The sequence below is a fragment of the Magnetococcales bacterium genome, assembly GCA_015231755.1.
Taxonomy (GTDB): domain Bacteria; phylum Pseudomonadota; class Magnetococcia; order Magnetococcales; family Magnetaquicoccaceae; genus Magnetaquiglobus.
In genome coordinates this window covers 18131-34828 of the sequence record JADGAZ010000023.1, presented here as the reverse complement: position 1 = coordinate 34828, position 16698 = coordinate 18131, and the positions used below count along the sequence as shown (strand labels likewise).

The window sequence follows — 16698 nt, the reverse complement described above, 5'->3', positions numbered from 1 at the left end:
TGACCTTCAAGGTTAACACAAGAACAGGCAGGGCCGGTAATAACCAATAGAGATAATCAAATCGATTTTTGACGGCCTCCGCCCCTGTCGGAGGCCGTCATGGGGATCAGGCGGATTTGACGTGCAATCCACACTCTTTCGTCACGGGTGATTCCCACCACCAGCGACCGGCGCGCAAATCCTCGTTGGCGGAGATGGCGCGGGTGCATGGAGCGCAACCGATGCTGGGAAAATTTTGGTCATGCAGGAGATTGTAAGGCACCGCGTTGGCGTGGATGTAACTCCAGATCTCCTCCTGACTCCACTCCAGCAAAGGATTGAACTTCTCCAGTCCGAAAGCCGGATCCGGCGCACGATGCGCCAACCCTTCCCGGGTGACCGCCTGTTCACGACGCAAGCCGGTCACCCAACTGCCCGCCCCATGCAAGGCCCGTTTCAAAGGCTCGACCTTGCGCACATGGCAGCAATTCTTGCGCAATTCGATGCTTTCATAAAAGGCGTTGGGTCCATGGGTGTTCAGATGCGCTTCCAGCAGATCATGACGGGGAAAATAGACCTGGACCGGAATCCGGTAACGGACCAGGGTCCGGTTCATCACGTCGTAGGTCTCCTGGTGCAACCGCCCGGTATCCAACGTGAACACACGCACTTCCGGGGCATGTTTGGCGATCAGATCCATCAACACCTGATCTTCGGCCCCAAAACTGGTGGAAAAACGCGCCTGGGCAAAATCATTGCCAGCCTGACGCAGCAATTGAATACTCTCTTGAATTTTGATGGCAAGACTCATCATACCGCACTCCTGTCTGATCACGATTGGCAGTTCATTGAACATGTAACGTCACGACACTTCTCAAGCCACTTCCCGACTGGAAAAAGCAATCCCCACAACCTGGTCATCCCCCTCACCCTCCGCCACATCAGGGGGAAGATAGGGATTCAGAAACAAGGTGATATCCTCACCGGACCACAACCGGGCCAACTCCCGGACCCAACGATCCAGATCACCCAGAAAATCCTCGAAACGACTGTGCGCATCGGGGTTGCACTCCAGGAAACGCTGCTGTTCACTCAATTCAAACAGCCTCTGACCCAGAGGACTCCCCCGGAAAGGACGCCGACAGGCCTGAAAGGCGACCTGTTCCAGATCCAGTTCGGACAGGGCAATCGGCAGCTTGCTGCCCGCCAGCAAAGTCGCGCCCAGCCCGTGCAGGATCTCTCTGGTACGGAACAGACTCGCCACCACCTGACCCAGATTCCACAGATCCTGACAGCAGCTCCGCTCATGGGCGGCACGGGCAAAAGCGGCTTCGATATTGAGCTTGCGACTGCCGACACATTCGTTAAGCCCGGTCTGGGTGGCAAAACCGGCCTGATCCTGCTCGTTTCGGAGCAACGTGACCGCCTCTTCCGGAGTGACCAGATCCAGATCCTTCACAAGCAGCGACAACTCCTGATCCGATTGACGCGCCACCCAGGCGGAAAACCCCTGTTCACTCTGACCGCTGCGGGCAAAGGCCTCCTGGATGATCTCCACAGCCCGTGGCGCACGCGCCGCGGGAAAGGATCCGATACACCGTCCCAACACCCCATCCCCGATGCCCCGGCCACCGGTCAGCAACCGATAAAACGGCATGGCAATCCCGTGCGGACGCCGAATTTCACCCGTCAGGCCAATGTCGCACAGATCCGACTGGACACAGCCATTCTGACAGCCGGAAACCCGCACCTTCAGATCAAACGGTCCGCCCGCCAGTTGCCGCGCCAAAAGCGGCGCCGCGGTCAGACCCAGATTGCACACCGCAGAACCCACACACGCCGACACATCATCCCCTGCCCGCGGCAGACGCAAATCCAATGTCCGCAACGCATCCGGCAACTCCCGCAAGGCGTGGGCGGTGACATGCAGCAGCAACAGATTCATCTCGGTGGTGATGCGGATCTCCGGTATGGCCAACCGTTGGGCCAGCGCGGTCAATCCCCGCAACTGATCCAAAGTCAAATCCCCCAGGGGCACCCGAACCGGCACGCTGAACAATCCGGGCTGCTTCTGCGGCACCACCGCACGGGTCACCCGCTGCGGAAAGTCCGGCCTGTCAACCGGCTCACCCCAGTTCCCCGGAATGGTTTCCGGGATCGTCATGGTCTGTCGGGTCTGCTCCCGCTCTTCCTGGTAGAAACGACGCAGTTGCTCCCCGGTAAACCGTTCCCAAAGAAACTTGAGACGCGCCCGCGATTTCTTTTCCCGATCCGAATGACGGTGATGCAGCCGCAACACCGCTTCGACCACAGGCAGCAATTCCGTCTCGCTCACCCAGGATTCAAGCCGTTTGCCTTTTCTGGGTTTGTGACCCAAACCACCCCCCATGCTCACCCGATAACCACACCTCCCCTGGGAATCCCGCTCGGCGGTGATCCCCAGATCGTTGAAAGGATCCTGAGCGCATTCCGCCCCACATCCGGAGATGGCAATCTTGAATTTACGCGGCAAGAAACGGGTCAAGGGATTGCCCAGATACCGTGTCATCACACGCTGGACAACGGGCAGAACATCCCGCTGTTCCCGGGGACAGACACCGGCCAAGGGACAGGCCACAATATTGCGCACCGTCGGTCCCCCGGCCTCACGGGTGATCAAACCCGCCTGGTGGATCCGACGCAACAAATCCACCACCGCCGATCCCGGAATCGATTTGAGCTGAATATCCTGACGGGTGGTCAGATGAATCGAACCGGCGTTGGGCACCGCGTCGAGAATCCTCACCAATGCCGCCAGTTGCACCGTGGAAACCCCTCCTCCCGGCAGCTTCAGGCGCACCATGTACTCCCCTTTCTGACGCTGGGTGTAAACCCCCAACGACATCCGCAATGCCAAAAACCGGTCCTCATCCAACCTGCCCTGATTGAACAGTGCGAGCGCCTCTTCAAAACGATCCAACTCCTCCCCGATGGCAATCCCTGCGTGGTCATTCATGCCTGTACACTCCTTTTCAACACTTTTTTATTGTGACTCTCTGTCTGCAAATGGTGCAAACCAAGCTGGACAATCATGTCTGATTCCCCATTTATTTCTCTTGCAGCATAGCCTGAACCAAAATATAATAATAACAATATAAAATTATTATATAATCGTTTTTAGTGCTCAATCCCGCGCCGCAATCAACAGGGAGATCAATGTGAAATTTCATCAGCTCAAATATCTGTGCGAAGTGGCAAGACGCGGATTGAACGTGACCGCGGCATCAGAGCGTTTGCATACCTCCCAGTCCGGTGTATCACGGCAGATTCAGCTGCTTGAGGAGGAACTTGGCGTGGAGGTCTTTGTGCGCAACGGCAGACGACTGGTGGGAGTGACCGAGTCTGGCCAGATGATTCTCGACATCGCCAAGCGCATTCTCCACGACACGGAAAATCTGCGCATGGTGGGACGGGAATTCAGCTCCGAAAGCCGGGGCAGTCTGACCATCGCCACCACCCACACCCAGGCCCGTTATGTCCTGCCACGGGTGATTCCCGCGTTCATGCAGAAATATCCCAATGTCCGTCTGCGTCTGCATCAGGGCAATCCCCCCCATGTGGTGGAAATGGTGGCATCGGGACAAGCCAATCTGGGAATTGCCACGGAAGCGATTGCCGAATGCAAAGAGCTGATCAGTTTTCCCTGTCTGGAGTGGCAACATGTGGTGGTGGCGCCGGGTGGTCATCCCCTTTCCAAAGAATCACCGATCCGGATCGACTCTTTGGCCTGCTACCCACTCATCACTTACGATATCGGATTCGCCGGACGCAGCAAGATCGATCAGGCGTTCCAGGATCACGGACTGACCACCAACATCGTCCTGGAAGCCATCGACTCCGATGTGATCAAGACCTATGTGGAATTGGGATTGGGTGTGGGCATCGTGGCGGAAATGGCTTATGACCCGGCACGGGATAAAAATCTGGAGGCCATCCATGTGGGCAGTCTGTTCGGCATGAACACCACACGCATCGGGATCAAAAAAGGCACCCATGTTGCCCGTTATGTCATCGATTTCATGGAACAAGTCGCCCCCCGGAAAAAACGTTCAGAAATCGAAGCGGTGCTTCAGGGACATATGGAATCCCCATTAAGCCGCCCCTCGCCACGGGAGCATTCCCCCTGATGAGAAATCAGGTCTGGACTGGTTTGATTGAAACCACTATCAAGGGGAGCCATTCATGAGTTTCTGTGATACACGTCTGAGTGTGTTTTACGCCGTTGCCAAGCACTTGTCTTTCACCCGCGCTGCCGAAGAATTGGAACAGACACAACCGGCGATCACCTTTCAGATTCGTCAATTGGAGGAACATTTCAACACCAGATTGTTTGAACGGCATCATAATCGTGTCTCTTTGACGGAAGCCGGATCCCGTGCCTTTCAGTATGCGGGTCGGATCCTGGACCTGTATCGCGAGACGGAAAAAAAGATCAATGTGATGACCGGTCACGCACGAGGAGAATTCCGTCTGGGTGCCACCACCACCCCTGGCGGTTATCTGGTGCCAGGAATCTTATGTCGCTATCATGATCTGTTCCCAGGCGTCAAAGTCAGGCTGAGTCTTCACAATACCGGAATGGTCTTGCGCAAATTGGAAGACGTGACCATCGACATTGGCATGGTGGAAGGTCCGGTGAATGTGGACAATGTTGACGTTGTTCCATGCATGACCGATGAACTGGTTGTGATCATGCCCCCCCATCACCCCCTGGCCACCTTGCCGGAAATTTCCGTGACGCATCTGCCGAAATATCCCTTCATCTCCCGCGAGGAGGGATCCGGAACCCGCGCCGTGATTGCAGAATTTCTGCAACGCTTTGGCATCCATTATGGGGAAATGAACATCAACCTGGAGGTCGGCACCACGGAATCGATCAAAAGCGCCGTAGAGGCAGGCATCGGATTCAGCATTGTTTCCCGCATGACCTTGCGTAAAGAGAAATTATTGAAATTAGTCGAGATTCGCCATTTTCAGGAAGGGGTCTTGTCACGACCGATCAATCTTGTCATAGACAAACATCGGACGACATCAAAAGCGACTGACGATTTTGTCCGATTTGTGCAAAGTCAATGCGATGACATTTCAGGCAACAAGGTGGCGCGTTGATCGTCATGGAAGAATTCGTGCCGTTTTCCTCGGATTCGGTGGATGCGTCCCGGAGTCTCGACGAACTGTTCGCCATCAATCTGGCAACCGGGGAGGTTTGTCTCCTGTGGTGTTGGTAGGCCGATCCGTTCAATCCGCCGGGGTGGCAGATATCCTGCTGCCGTTCCGCAGGGAGCCTGTCGGAGTTCATTCGCTGGCAGCGCAGCCTGTTCGGCTCGTTCTGGCATGGTGAGCGCATGACCAACAGTCCCTTCAAACAACCGATCCGACCCGGTTGAAAGGTTCCCTTGTGGTGACACCCCACCACTTCATGATCCGGAGGAGTCCATTATGCATGGCTGCTGGTCCCAGGAAAAATATCGAGAGGCCTTGTGTTTCGCCGCCCAGGCGCATCTTGGGCAAACCCTGCCGGGCAGTCAACTGCCCTACGGGGTCCATGTAGTCCTGGTCACCATGGAGGTCATGAGCGCCCTGGCCGAGGAGAAACACGCCGCACCGGATCTTGCCATGCAGTGCGCCTTGCTGCATGACGTTCTGGAAGACACGCCGACCCCTTTCAACACGCTGGCCGAAACATTTGGCCTGGAAGTGGCCCAGGGGGTGTTGGCTCTTTCCAAGGATCCGAATTTGGACAAATCCTTGCGCATGGGCGACAGTCTGGACCGCATTCAACAGCAACCCGAGGCCATCTGGATGGTCAAACTGGCGGATCGAATCATCAATCTGACGCCTCCACTGCCGTCCTGGTGGACACCGTTGAAAAGGGTTCAATACCGGGATGAAGCCAACGAAATTCTGCGTCGCCTGGCCCCAGCCAGTCCATTCCTGGCCAATCGCCTGCGGGAGAAAATCACCCATTTTGACCGCTTGCTTCCATGAGCGACTCGCAGGTGAAACGGCGCTTCGTCTATGCAGACACTGCCTGTGAGGCGCTGCCGGCGACCCACGGGTTGCGGACTTTCATCGACAAGTGGAACCGGCATGACCGGTCGGAAAAATATGTCCACGACGGCAACCTTCTCAGGTGACCGGTTCCATGTTCAACTGCGGAGTTCACAGGTTGACCTGCCAAGCCGGAGTGAAAAATCTGTTCGATGCGGATATACGGGAAGCGGCGAATCCCTCCATTCCCGGGGATTATCCACAAGCAGGCCGGGAAATGTGGTTGAAACTGGCGTTTGCGTACTGAAATCGGGGAAAGTCTGCGTCGTGAACCGCCACGCAACCCCTTTTTCCCTGTTCCTGCCGATGCTGATCCTCTTGATCGGTCTGGTCACGGTGGGCAAAGCGGCTGAAAATGAAGTCAGGTATCTCGTGCAACTCGGGATCAAAATGTTTCCGGCTCTGGTCGGGGGTAATCTGGATATCGCTTCCCAACAAAACGATGCGGGAACACTCTTGTTGCTGGTGGTCTATCAGGAGGAGAATCGTCCCGCTGCCGAACAGGTCACCAAACGACTGCAAGGCTCGATCCGGCTCATCCATCAATATCCGGTCGAGATCACGATGACCGACTTGGCCGGCCTGAACCGCTTCGACAACCAGCCGGTGGCAGGCATTTTTCTCGCCGAACCGCTGGATCCGTCCGCCCGAACCACCCTTAGACAATTCGGAATCAAGAAAAAATCGCTTCTCTTTTCTCCATTTACCGGAGATGTCCAAGACGGGATCCTGGCAGGTTTGCACATCACCACCCAGGTCAAACCCTCTTTGAATCTGACCACTCTGCGCGAAACCGGCTTACGTATGAATCCTTTGTTTCTCAAGGTGGCCATCCGCTATGAATGATATGCCAGAAGTGTTTCTTCAGAAATCGGGCGGGGATCATGACACACAACAGAGTCGGTTGAAATCCGCTCAGAATTGTAGTAGGCAGGGAGTCATTCCCGCATACTGCACGAAATTTCGCAAAAGAACAGGAAACAAGATCCCCACAATCCTTTGCCAACGGAGTGCCAATCATGGAAGCAAAGCATTTCGTTCGCTGGTTATGGCTTTCGTTATTATTGATCAACCTGATGATGGCAGGATTGACCACCTTCACACTTTGGTCGAGTTGGTACACCTACGTTGAAAGCTCCAAGATCGCCACACAAAATCTGGCGCTGATGCTGGATCGGGAAATTGTCAATTTGATCGCCAGCGTGGACCTTTCTCTCCTGTCGATGGCCGACGATTATGCCAAACAGCCTGCTCCCGATGCCTTGCCAGTAACCCAATGGCACGAACAACGCCAACGCCAACAGGCCATCCTACCCATTCTGTCCGACCTGGGGGCCGCCAACGCCCGTGGAGAGGTCATCTGGGGACAAATCGCAAACGATACCGCACACACCAACGTCTCCAATCAGGACGCCTTCATGACCCATCGGGACCATCCCGATGCCGGTCTGATGATTTCATCACCATTCCTCGCCAAGGAAACACGAAAGTGGATGTTGGTGCTGTCGCGTCGTCTGAATGAGGCAGATGGAAAATTCGCTGGAATCATAACCGCCACCGTGCCTTTGGAACGGTTGTACGAAAACTTCGCCGCTTTGAAACTGGGACAAAACGGGTCGATTGCTTGGCGTGACGGTCATCTACGTCTGATCGTGCGCTATCCCACACTGCCGAATGACGTACAAACCAATCCGGCCCGCATCTCCGATGATTTCAAGGCCGCCTTGGCGCAAGATGCCACACAAGGCAGTTATCGGGCCGGCGCAACCAGCATTGACGGCGTGCGGCGTCATCACAGTTACCGGCGCAACCAGAAATACGCCTTTTATATCAATGTCGGTCTCTCCGAGGAGGAGTATTTTGCTGCATGGCACGATGAGTTGAGATGGACGTGCGGTGTCGCGGGCCTGTTCATGCTGGTGACCACCGCGATGGCTGTTTGGTTGATGCGCGGTTGGCAGTGGAGTCAACGCGCCATCAGGCAACAAGCCGAAGCAGAAATCGCCCTGCGGGCCGCCCTGGACCAGGCCAAACGCCTCACGGACGCCTTGGATCACACGCCTTCTTATATTTACATCAAAAACAAAGATCATCAATATGTGTACGCAAACACGTACACGCTAAAATTGTTTGGATGTTCCGCCGAATCGCTGATCGGCAGCGACGATTCACGCTTTTTCCCACCGGCGGCCGTAAAGCGCATATGGGAAGTGGACAACCGGGTGCTGGAACAAGGCACGCCCACGCAAATGGAGATCGAAGTCGCGCCAGAAACCCCAGACTGGTGTGTCTACTGGGAATTGAAGCAACCCCTCCGTGACAGCAATGGCAACATCTGGGGATTGTGCGGCGTGTCCACCGACATCACCGATCGCAAATTGATCGAAAATGCGCTCAAGCACAGCGAGCAGACCTATCACGCGTTGTTTGACAATATGCTCAACGGCTTTGCACTCCACGAGATCATTGTGGACGATGCCGGTCAACCGCAAAATTACCGATTTCTGGAGGTCAATCAGGCGTTCACGAAAATGACCGGCCTGCATCCCGCTCAAGTGATCGGACATACCATTCTAGAGATCATGCCCCGCACCGAGTCCTTCTGGATCGAAACCTATGGCCAGGTGGCCCTGAGTCGCCAACCAACCCGGTTTCAACACTACTCCCAAGAGACGAACAAACATTTCGAGGTCTTCGCCTACAGTCCCCGTAAACGCGAATTTGCAACCATTTTTGAAGACATCAGTGAACGCAAATTGGCAGAAGCCACCATACTGCATGAAAAATACATTCAGGAAACATTGGCACGCCTAGCCAGAAAATTCCTGGCCTCCAAACAGGTCGCCATCGAAGAGATCGTGCAACATGTCCTGGACGCCAGCCTGTCGGTGACCGACAGTCAAAGCGGTTATGTCTATGAAATCGATCAACAAACATGTCTACCGGTCAATCGCGCCATCACGCCAAACATGGTCCCCGCCCACGAACAACGCATACAATCGGCTGTTTCTCAATCCGGTCCCGGTTCACGGAAAGGGGTTGCCGATCATGGACAGCCCCTGTTGAGCAATACACCATTGGGAGGTTCTGGTCTCATCGACACTCCCGACGCCCACCATTCGCTCAACCGGTTTCTTGCGGTACCCATCATCAACGGCAATCGACTGGTTGCCCAGATCGTCGTGATCAACGGGATGCGGGACTACACCCGGGATGATGCCGTGGCCCTGGAGCGCATCGGCAGTCTGTTGGCGATCGTCCTGGAACGGGTCAAACTGGAACGGCAATTGCGCCATGCCGGGAAACTGGAGGCCATTGGCACTTTGAGCGCCGGTATCGCCCACGACTTCAACAACATACTGGGTGTCATCCTGGGTTATACGGAACTGGCTCTGCACAGTGTGTCGGAACAGGATCGGATACACGGCTTTCTTCAAGAAATTTTCACGGCCAGTGTCAGGGCCAAGGCGCTGGTGGATCAGCTCCTGACCTTCAGTCGCAAGAGCGAATCGCCACGTCAGCCTGTGCTGCTGCCCGTTCTGGTGCGAGAGGTGATCAAATTCTTCCGGGCCTCGGTGCCTTCCACCATCGCCATCGAAGCCAGGATTGACAGTGATGACATGATGGTCCATGGCAACGCGGATCAAATTCATCAACTCCTGATGAACCTGTGTACCAATGCCCGTCAGGCGATTCCCCATGATCAGGGGATGATTCGCATCTCCCTGGAACGGATCCAGGTGGCCACAGGGGGATCGGAAATCAATCTGGCAGAGGGGGAGTACGCGCAACTCCAGGTGCAAGATACCGGAACCGGCATGTCGTCGGAGATCCTGGATCACATCTTCGACCCCTTTTTCACCACCAAGGAGGTTGGAAAAGGGACCGGGTTGGGATTATCGGTGGTACATGGCATCGTGACCAACCATGGGGGAACCATCCGCGTGACCAGCACACCGGGAACAGGCAGTCTGTTCTGGGTCTATCTGCCCTTGCTGTCCAGGCACACGCAGATGGATTGGGTGGTGGATGACACGACTGCGCTCCACCAGGGGGCTGGCACCCTTTTGGTGGTCGATGACGAACCCCAACTGTTATTGATCTACCGGGAGTTGCTGTCACGCCTGGGATACGAGGTGATTACTGAAAACGGGGCACAGGAAGCCTTGCGTACCTTTGCCACCAATCCGGAGCGTTTTTCCGCCCTCATCACCGATTACTCCATGCCCCAAATGACGGGAGTTGAAATGGCCCACCAGGTCAAGGCAATACGCCCGGATGTGCCCATTCTGCTCTGCACCGGCCTGGGCAGCGACACCTTCCAGACCGAAGATCAAGACACCGCCATCGATGTCATCTTGCACAAACCGATCTCAATCGGGCACTTCTCAGAAGTTCTCGACACCTTGATAAAAAGGGGGAACACGGTAAAACAGAAACACATGTGATACCCGGTGACCGTTCCCGAAAATCTGCTGACACAACCCATACCAACCTGGAAAAACCAAAATGAGCGACACACTTCCTCCCTGTCCCCAGTGCCAATCGACCTACACCTATGCCGATCACAACCAACTGCTTTGTCCAGAATGCGGGCACGAGTGGAACCCGAATGCCACCTCATCCCAAAACGATGAACCCGTGGTGACGGATGCCCACGGAAACCCCCTGCAGGCCGGCGACATGGTCAGCCTGATCAAAGATCTGAAGGTGAAAGGTTCTTCTTCCGTGGTCAAAGTTGGCACCAAGGTCAAAATCAACCGTCTTGTTGAGGGCGACCATAATATTGACTGCAAAATAACCGGCATTGGGGCAATGATGCTCAAGTCGGAATTCGTCAAAAAAGCCTGAGAGCCATCCATGTTCTCTCAAGACCTGTTGCACACAACTGAGTGTATCTCATGATCGAAACCCAGTGCCAACCATTTCCATGGACACCGCCCGGTTTGACATCTTTCCTGGAATCTATCATAATTAAAGCAAAACGATCTTGACATGATCCTGCGTACCTGGGATGGCTCTCCCCCCTGAAAAAACAGGACTGCCCCGCGACCCGACAAGGACACTCTGGCTTGCCCTACAAAAACAACAGGATCCGCATGGACAGCCACAGCGGTACCGAATACGAATCAGTATCTTAATCAGGAGACCTTGTGCATGACCTGGACATCCAATCTTACCAACAATCAGATCCTGGCTCTTGTCACCAAAGATATTGATGACAATAAATTCAGCTATCAAGAGATGCTGGAAATGCTGCAAACCGTCGTTGCCGATGGTGTTTCCTCAACAGAACTCAACGACCTGAAAACCATTTATACAAACAGTACCACGATTTTTGAAAGCAAATATCTACAATCAATCACTTACAACGTCGTTTACAGCAACCCGGCCAATACCAAATGGTGGGCAGGGGTACAGTCCGCCGCGGATGTCGAAACGTTGGGAGACATGGCCGGTGGCATGTCCGAGCAGGCGGCGTCTCATCTGGTGGACAAATGGTATCTGGGATTGGATATGCCCATGCCCATCAGCGGTGGGGATACCGCCAAGGAAAAGGCCTCCACCAATGCCTTCACCTACGCGGACGCATCCGGCCCACTCTTTGTGGATGGCATTGCGGCAACCGACGTAAATCAAGGATCCGCCGGCACCTGTTATCTCGTGGCCAGTATCGGCGCCATCGCCAATGCCAATCCCTCTTTGATCAGTGGCAATGTCATCGACAACGGCAACGGAACCTATGGCGTCCGATTCTACCTGGATGGCGCAGAGGCCTATACAACGGTCAACAAAAGCCTCCCGGTCACACAATACAACACAGTGGCCTTCACCAGCAATCTCCAACACAGTCTGACTGGAGAAAGCTGGGTTTCCATTTTTGAAAAAGCCTACGTTCAATTGAATCAACAAGCCAACGTCCAAATGAAAACGACATGGACTGGCGAGAACAGTTATCAGGCCGTGGAAGGAGGCTGGGCCTATCCGATCAAAGAGATCACCAATCTGAATTATTCCTATTATTCCAGCTATTATTCAAGCCTGTCCGACAAACTGTCCACAGCATTCTACTATTCCAAAAATGCCGCCACCTATAAACAGACCATCATCGATGCCCTCAAAAATGGCTCGATCGGCTGGCTGGCCTCTTTCGGAAAGACCACGGATGCCGGCAATGCGTTGCAAAATCTGGTGGCGGGTCATGCGTTCATGCTCATCGGCTACGACAGCAGTGACGACACATTCATCATCCGCAACCCCTGGGGAGGAACGGGCAACAAGAAATACAATCCCGAATTCAAGGCGTCCATCAACGACTTCTGGAACAGTGACGTCAAGGGGGTCGTGGCTCTTTCCGAGCCGGCCACCTCGGCTCCTGTCTTCAGCTATACGATTGCGTCCAATTCGGGCAGCAGCGCAAACGCGGTCAAGGAAGGCGAAAACATTCTCTTCACCATTACCCGCAGTGGCACCGCCTCCGCCGCTTCGACGGTTTATCTCAGCTCGAAAGCGGGTACCGCCGACAATACGGATTACAAGCCCCTTGATAAATTCCAATTGAATTTTGCCGCCTTTGAAACCAGCAAAACCGTCACGGTGACCACCCATAACGACACGCTGGTCGAAGAAACCGAATCCTTTTCCCTGGACCTGCTCCGTCCATCGGATGCCGTGGCCAGTGTCTCCGCAACCGCCTACATCAAAAACATCACCCCCAAAGAGTATACCTACACCGTTGCCTCCAGCGCGGGCACGGCCACAACCGCCGTCAGCGAGGGGAACGCCATCACGTTCACGGTGAAACGCAACGATAGCGGTACCGCTTCCACCGTCTATCTCAGCACCGCCAACGGCACGACCAGCAACAGCGATTATCAGGGGCTGGACAAGTTGTCGGTGGATTTTGCGCCGAACGAGACCACCAAGACCATCACGGTCGATACGCTGCAAGATGATCTGGTGGAAGGCAGTGAATCTTTTTCTCTCAATCTTTCCAAAAACCTTTCCGACACGACGCCAGCCACCACGGCCACAGGCTACATCAAGGACAAGGCTCTGCCCTTCTACAATTATACCATCACCTCCTCTGCAGCCGGCAGCGCAACGACCGGTGTAACCGAAGGCAGCAAGGCGACTTTCACCATCACCCGCAGCGGGAGCGGTTCCGCCTCCGATGTTTACGTCTCAACCGCAGCAGGAACCGCCGCCGCCGATGATTTCACGGGTTTCAACGGCAAGGCCGTCACTTTTGCCGCCAACCAGACGGTGGTGACGCTGGATGTCCCCATCGTGCAGGACTGGTGGCTGGAATCGGATGAGTTTTTCACGCTCAAGCTCTATCTGCACAAAAATGACACCACCTATGCCTCTTCCGGCATTGCCTTCATCAAGGACAAGCCGTTTTCCGGATACAATTACACCATCACCAGCAACACTTCCGTCAATCCGGTTACGGAAGGGGATGCGGTGGTGTTCACCATCACCCGCAACGAGGGCAATACCGCCTCAACGGTTTATGTCAGCACCGTGGACGGCAGTGCCGACTCCAGTGACTATAAAGCTCTGTCACTGCTGCCTGTGACCTTCGCCCCCTACGAAACCACCAAAACAGTCAAGGTCGAAACCCTGACCGACAGCCTGACAGAAGACAATGAAGATCTGTGGCTCACGCTGTACCGCAATGTCAACGACAGCAGCTATTCGGAATACGGCAATGCCGTCATCGCGGATGGTGTCGCCTCCCGTTTCAGTTACGCGCTCAACAGCAGTGTGAGCGCCACGGCTCCGGCCCCGGAAGGGGGCAACATCAGCTTCACCATCACGCGCAGCGGATCCGGATCGGCCTCCACGGTCCTGCTCAACACCAAAAACGATTCCGCGTCCGTCGGGAAAGACTTTCAGCCCCTTGCGGGCAATGCAGTGACCTTCGCTCCCTACGAAACCACCAAAACCATCACCATCCGCACCAACAAGGATCCAGGCTCGGAGGGAACCGAATCCTTTCTGCTGGATCTTTTCACCAGCGAGGCGGATCTCCTCTCCGGCAAGTTCGCAACCTTCACGAATGGCTACATCCAAGACACCACCGATACCAGCCACTACACCTATTCGATCACCGGCAGCACCTCTGACAACACTCCGGTGAGCGAAGGAGAGGCCGTCACGTTCACCATCACCCGTAGCGGGTCAGGATCCTCCTCCTCGGTATACCTGAGCACAGAGGAAGAATCGGCGGAAGGAAAAAGCGACTTTCAGTCTCTCGCAGGCCAGGAGATCAAATTCGCCGCCAATGAAACCAGCAAGACCGTCACCGTCAATACCTATCAGGATGCGGAAAGCGAGGGAACGGAGTCCTTCTGGCTCAATCTGTATACCAGCGCCGAGGATGCGCTCGCCAACGACTATGCCACCTATACGAGTGGCCATATCAAAGATGGCCTGACCACCCGCTACGATTACACCATCACCAGCAATGCCGCATCCGCAACCCCGGTGACCGAAGGGGAAGCCATCACCTTCACCATTACCCGCGGCGGATCCGGAACGGCTTCCACGGTCTACGTCAGCACCGTGGATGATGTCGCATGGGGCGGCTCGGATTTTCGGGCTCTGTCCGGTCAGGAGGTGAAATTCAGCGCCAATGAAACCATCAAGACGGTCACGGTCCACTCTTTCAAGGATGAAGAGTCCGAAGGAACCGAATCGTTCTGGTTTGAACTGTATACCCATTACGATGATTTCCTGTCAGAAAATTACGCCGCCTATTCAAGCGGTGCCATCCGGGATGCCGCCACCGGCCCCCATTTCAACTACACCATCACCTCCAATGCCGGTGACAATACCCCGGTGAAAGAGGGTGACCCCATCCATTTCACCATCACCCGCAGCGGTTCGGGCGCGCCATCCACAGTCTATGTCAGAACGCAGGACCATTCCGCCGAGGGTGGCAGCGATTTTCGTTCCCTGGCGATCCAGGAGGTGAAATTCGCCGATCACGAAACCAGTAAAACCGTCACCGTCAACACCTACCAGGATGCGGATACGGAAAACCAGGAATCCTTCTGGTTCGATCTGTTTACCGGTTATGCCAACATCGACTCCGAAAATGTCGCGGCCTATGCCAGCGGCAGCATTCAGGATGTCCAGGTCGACCACTACAGCTACACGATTGCCAACAGTGGCGCGACAAACGAAGGAGAGGCCATCACCTTTACCATCACCCGCAGTGGCTCGGGTACCGCCTCTACAGTCTACGTGGACACCTCGGACGATTCGGCCTGGGGCGACGATGATTTCAAACGGCTTGAAGCCCAGGAGGTACGGTTCGCCGCCAACGAAACCAGTCGGACCATCACCGTCCATACCTATCAGGATACCGTCACGGAAGGGGCGGAAAGCTTCTGGTTCAATCTGTATACCAGTCCTGGCAACCTGGAGTCGGCCCTCTTTGAAACCTATGATCAAGGGATCATCCAGGATGTGGTCGGTCCCGCCTATACCTACTCCATCACCAGCAGTGCCGATTCCACGACTCCTGTGCTGGAAGGCAATGACATCACCTTCACCATCACCCGCAGCGGATCCGGAACGGCTTCCACGGTCTATGTCGGCACAAGCGACCATACCGCCATGGCAGACAGCGACCTTGCGCCGCTTTACGCCCAGGAACTGTCATTCGCCGCCCAGGAGACCAGCAAGACCGTCACCGTCACCACCTATTCGGATGCCGTCGCGGAAGGTGTGGAATCGTTCTGGTTCCAACTGTTTACCAGCCATGCCGATGCCGAGTCATCCGAAAACCCCAATACCGTCGCGAGCGGTTACATCCAGAATGTGACGCTTCCGGATTACAGTTACACCATCACCGCCCAGGCCACGGACACGCATCCAACGGAAGAAGGCAGCCTCATCACCTTCACCATTGCCCGCAGCGGCACCGGATCGGCCTCCACGGTATACGTCAGCACCCAAGACAATACCGCATGGGGAGACTCTGATTTTCAGGCCCTGTCAGGCCAGGCGGTGACGTTTGCCGCCAACCAGAGCAGTCAGACCTTGACCGTCAACACCCTGCGAGATGGCCTCACAGAGGGCAAAGAGGCCTTCTGGGTCACGCTTTATACCAGTTATGCCGATGTGGTAACCGACAATTACACCACCTATACCGACGCCTACATCCAGGATGCCCCCACGGGATCCACCATGGTTGCGGATCACCCGACAGCGGCACGGACCGAACCGCGTCTTGAGACCATCACGGCGGCCCAAACCCCCGCCTCCCCCATGCCATCCTTCGGGAATGCCGTCCCTGTCGCCGACCCGATCTTGCAGGCATCCGACTCCGACAGCGTGCCAGCGGTGATCACGACCCCGAATTTCGGTACCCTGGGAGGCGATCAGGCACTGTTGTCCACCGGACTGACCCCCTTCGATCCAGGAACAGGATTCGCACCAGGGATGGGCAACCTGCAAACCGGTTGGTTGGACTACTCGGGGGTCGATGCGATGCGCATGGCCACTCCCGTCGCCCCCACCCAGACTTTCGTGATGGATGCGCAGGCGCGGATGGAACGCAGCCTGGGTTGCATCGCGGCAACCTGAACAACGGCAGTAGCGTCATCCAAACCA

9 protein-coding genes are annotated in these 16698 nt (G+C 55.4%); 7 read left to right on the top strand and 2 right to left on the bottom strand.

Annotated elements, in window-relative coordinates:
* Positions 1-106 precede the first annotated feature (106 nt).
* Both HQL98_13900 and HQL98_13895 read right to left on the bottom strand, forming a co-directional pair.
* On the bottom strand, positions 107-790 hold the full coding sequence (locus tag HQL98_13900; GenBank protein MBF0273138.1) for a phosphoadenylyl-sulfate reductase: 684 nt from the start codon (positions 788-790) through the stop codon (positions 107-109).
* 63 nt (positions 791-853) lie between these two features.
* Entirely contained in the window at positions 854-2974 is a 2121-nt protein-coding gene (locus HQL98_13895; GenBank protein ID MBF0273137.1) for a nitrite/sulfite reductase, read from the bottom strand.
* Positions 2975-3176: 202 nt separating this feature from the next.
* Here HQL98_13895 and HQL98_13890 point away from each other — a divergent pair, with 202 nt between their 5' ends.
* The 7 genes from HQL98_13890 to HQL98_13860 all read left to right on the top strand — a co-directional run bounded on the left by HQL98_13890 (position 3177) and on the right by HQL98_13860 (position 16671).
* Complete coding sequence (locus HQL98_13890) at positions 3177-4145, top strand: CysB family HTH-type transcriptional regulator (protein MBF0273136.1); 969 nt, start codon at positions 3177-3179, stop codon at positions 4143-4145.
* A 55-nt stretch (positions 4146-4200) separates the two neighbouring features.
* On the top strand, positions 4201-5127 hold the full coding sequence (locus HQL98_13885; protein MBF0273135.1) for a LysR family transcriptional regulator: 927 nt from the start codon (positions 4201-4203) through the stop codon (positions 5125-5127).
* Positions 5128-5457: 330 nt separating this feature from the next.
* Positions 5458-6006, top strand: a complete 549-nt coding sequence (locus HQL98_13880) for a bifunctional (p)ppGpp synthetase/guanosine-3',5'-bis(diphosphate) 3'-pyrophosphohydrolase (GenBank protein ID MBF0273134.1) — start codon at positions 5458-5460, stop codon at positions 6004-6006.
* 102 nt (positions 6007-6108) lie between these two features.
* Positions 6109-6915, top strand: coding sequence for a hypothetical protein (locus HQL98_13875; protein MBF0273133.1), 807 nt, complete (start codon positions 6109-6111; stop codon positions 6913-6915).
* 173 nt (positions 6916-7088) lie between these two features.
* Positions 7089-10517, top strand: coding sequence for a PAS domain-containing protein (locus HQL98_13870; protein MBF0273132.1), 3429 nt, complete (start codon positions 7089-7091; stop codon positions 10515-10517).
* Positions 10518-10578: 61 nt separating this feature from the next.
* Complete coding sequence (locus HQL98_13865) at positions 10579-10920, top strand: alkylphosphonate utilization protein (protein MBF0273131.1); 342 nt, start codon at positions 10579-10581, stop codon at positions 10918-10920.
* Between the two features lie 306 nt (positions 10921-11226).
* Positions 11227-16671 (top strand): hypothetical protein, encoded by a 5445-nt coding sequence (locus HQL98_13860; GenBank protein ID MBF0273130.1) that lies wholly within the window; start codon positions 11227-11229, stop codon positions 16669-16671.
* Positions 16672-16698 lie beyond the last annotated feature (27 nt).

Bases quoted from the DNA above. Each gene is read 5' to 3' on its own strand.
- HQL98_13880 (MBF0273134.1), top strand. From the start codon at position 5,458: ATGCATGGCTGCTGGTCCCAGGAAAAATATCGAGAGGCCTTGTGTTTC.
- HQL98_13865 (MBF0273131.1), top strand. From the start codon at position 10,579: ATGAGCGACACACTTCCTCCCTGTCCCCAGTGCCAATCGACCTACACC.
- HQL98_13895 (MBF0273137.1), bottom strand. From the start codon at position 2,974: ATGAATGACCACGCAGGGATTGCCATCGGGGAGGAGTTGGATCGTTTT.
- HQL98_13875 (MBF0273133.1), top strand. From the start codon at position 6,109: ATGACCGGTCGGAAAAATATGTCCACGACGGCAACCTTCTCAGGTGAC.
- HQL98_13860 (MBF0273130.1), top strand. From the start codon at position 11,227: ATGACCTGGACATCCAATCTTACCAACAATCAGATCCTGGCTCTTGTC.
- HQL98_13885 (MBF0273135.1), top strand. From the start codon at position 4,201: ATGAGTTTCTGTGATACACGTCTGAGTGTGTTTTACGCCGTTGCCAAG.
- HQL98_13900 (MBF0273138.1), bottom strand. From the start codon at position 790: ATGAGTCTTGCCATCAAAATTCAAGAGAGTATTCAATTGCTGCGTCAG.
- HQL98_13870 (MBF0273132.1), top strand. From the start codon at position 7,089: ATGGAAGCAAAGCATTTCGTTCGCTGGTTATGGCTTTCGTTATTATTG.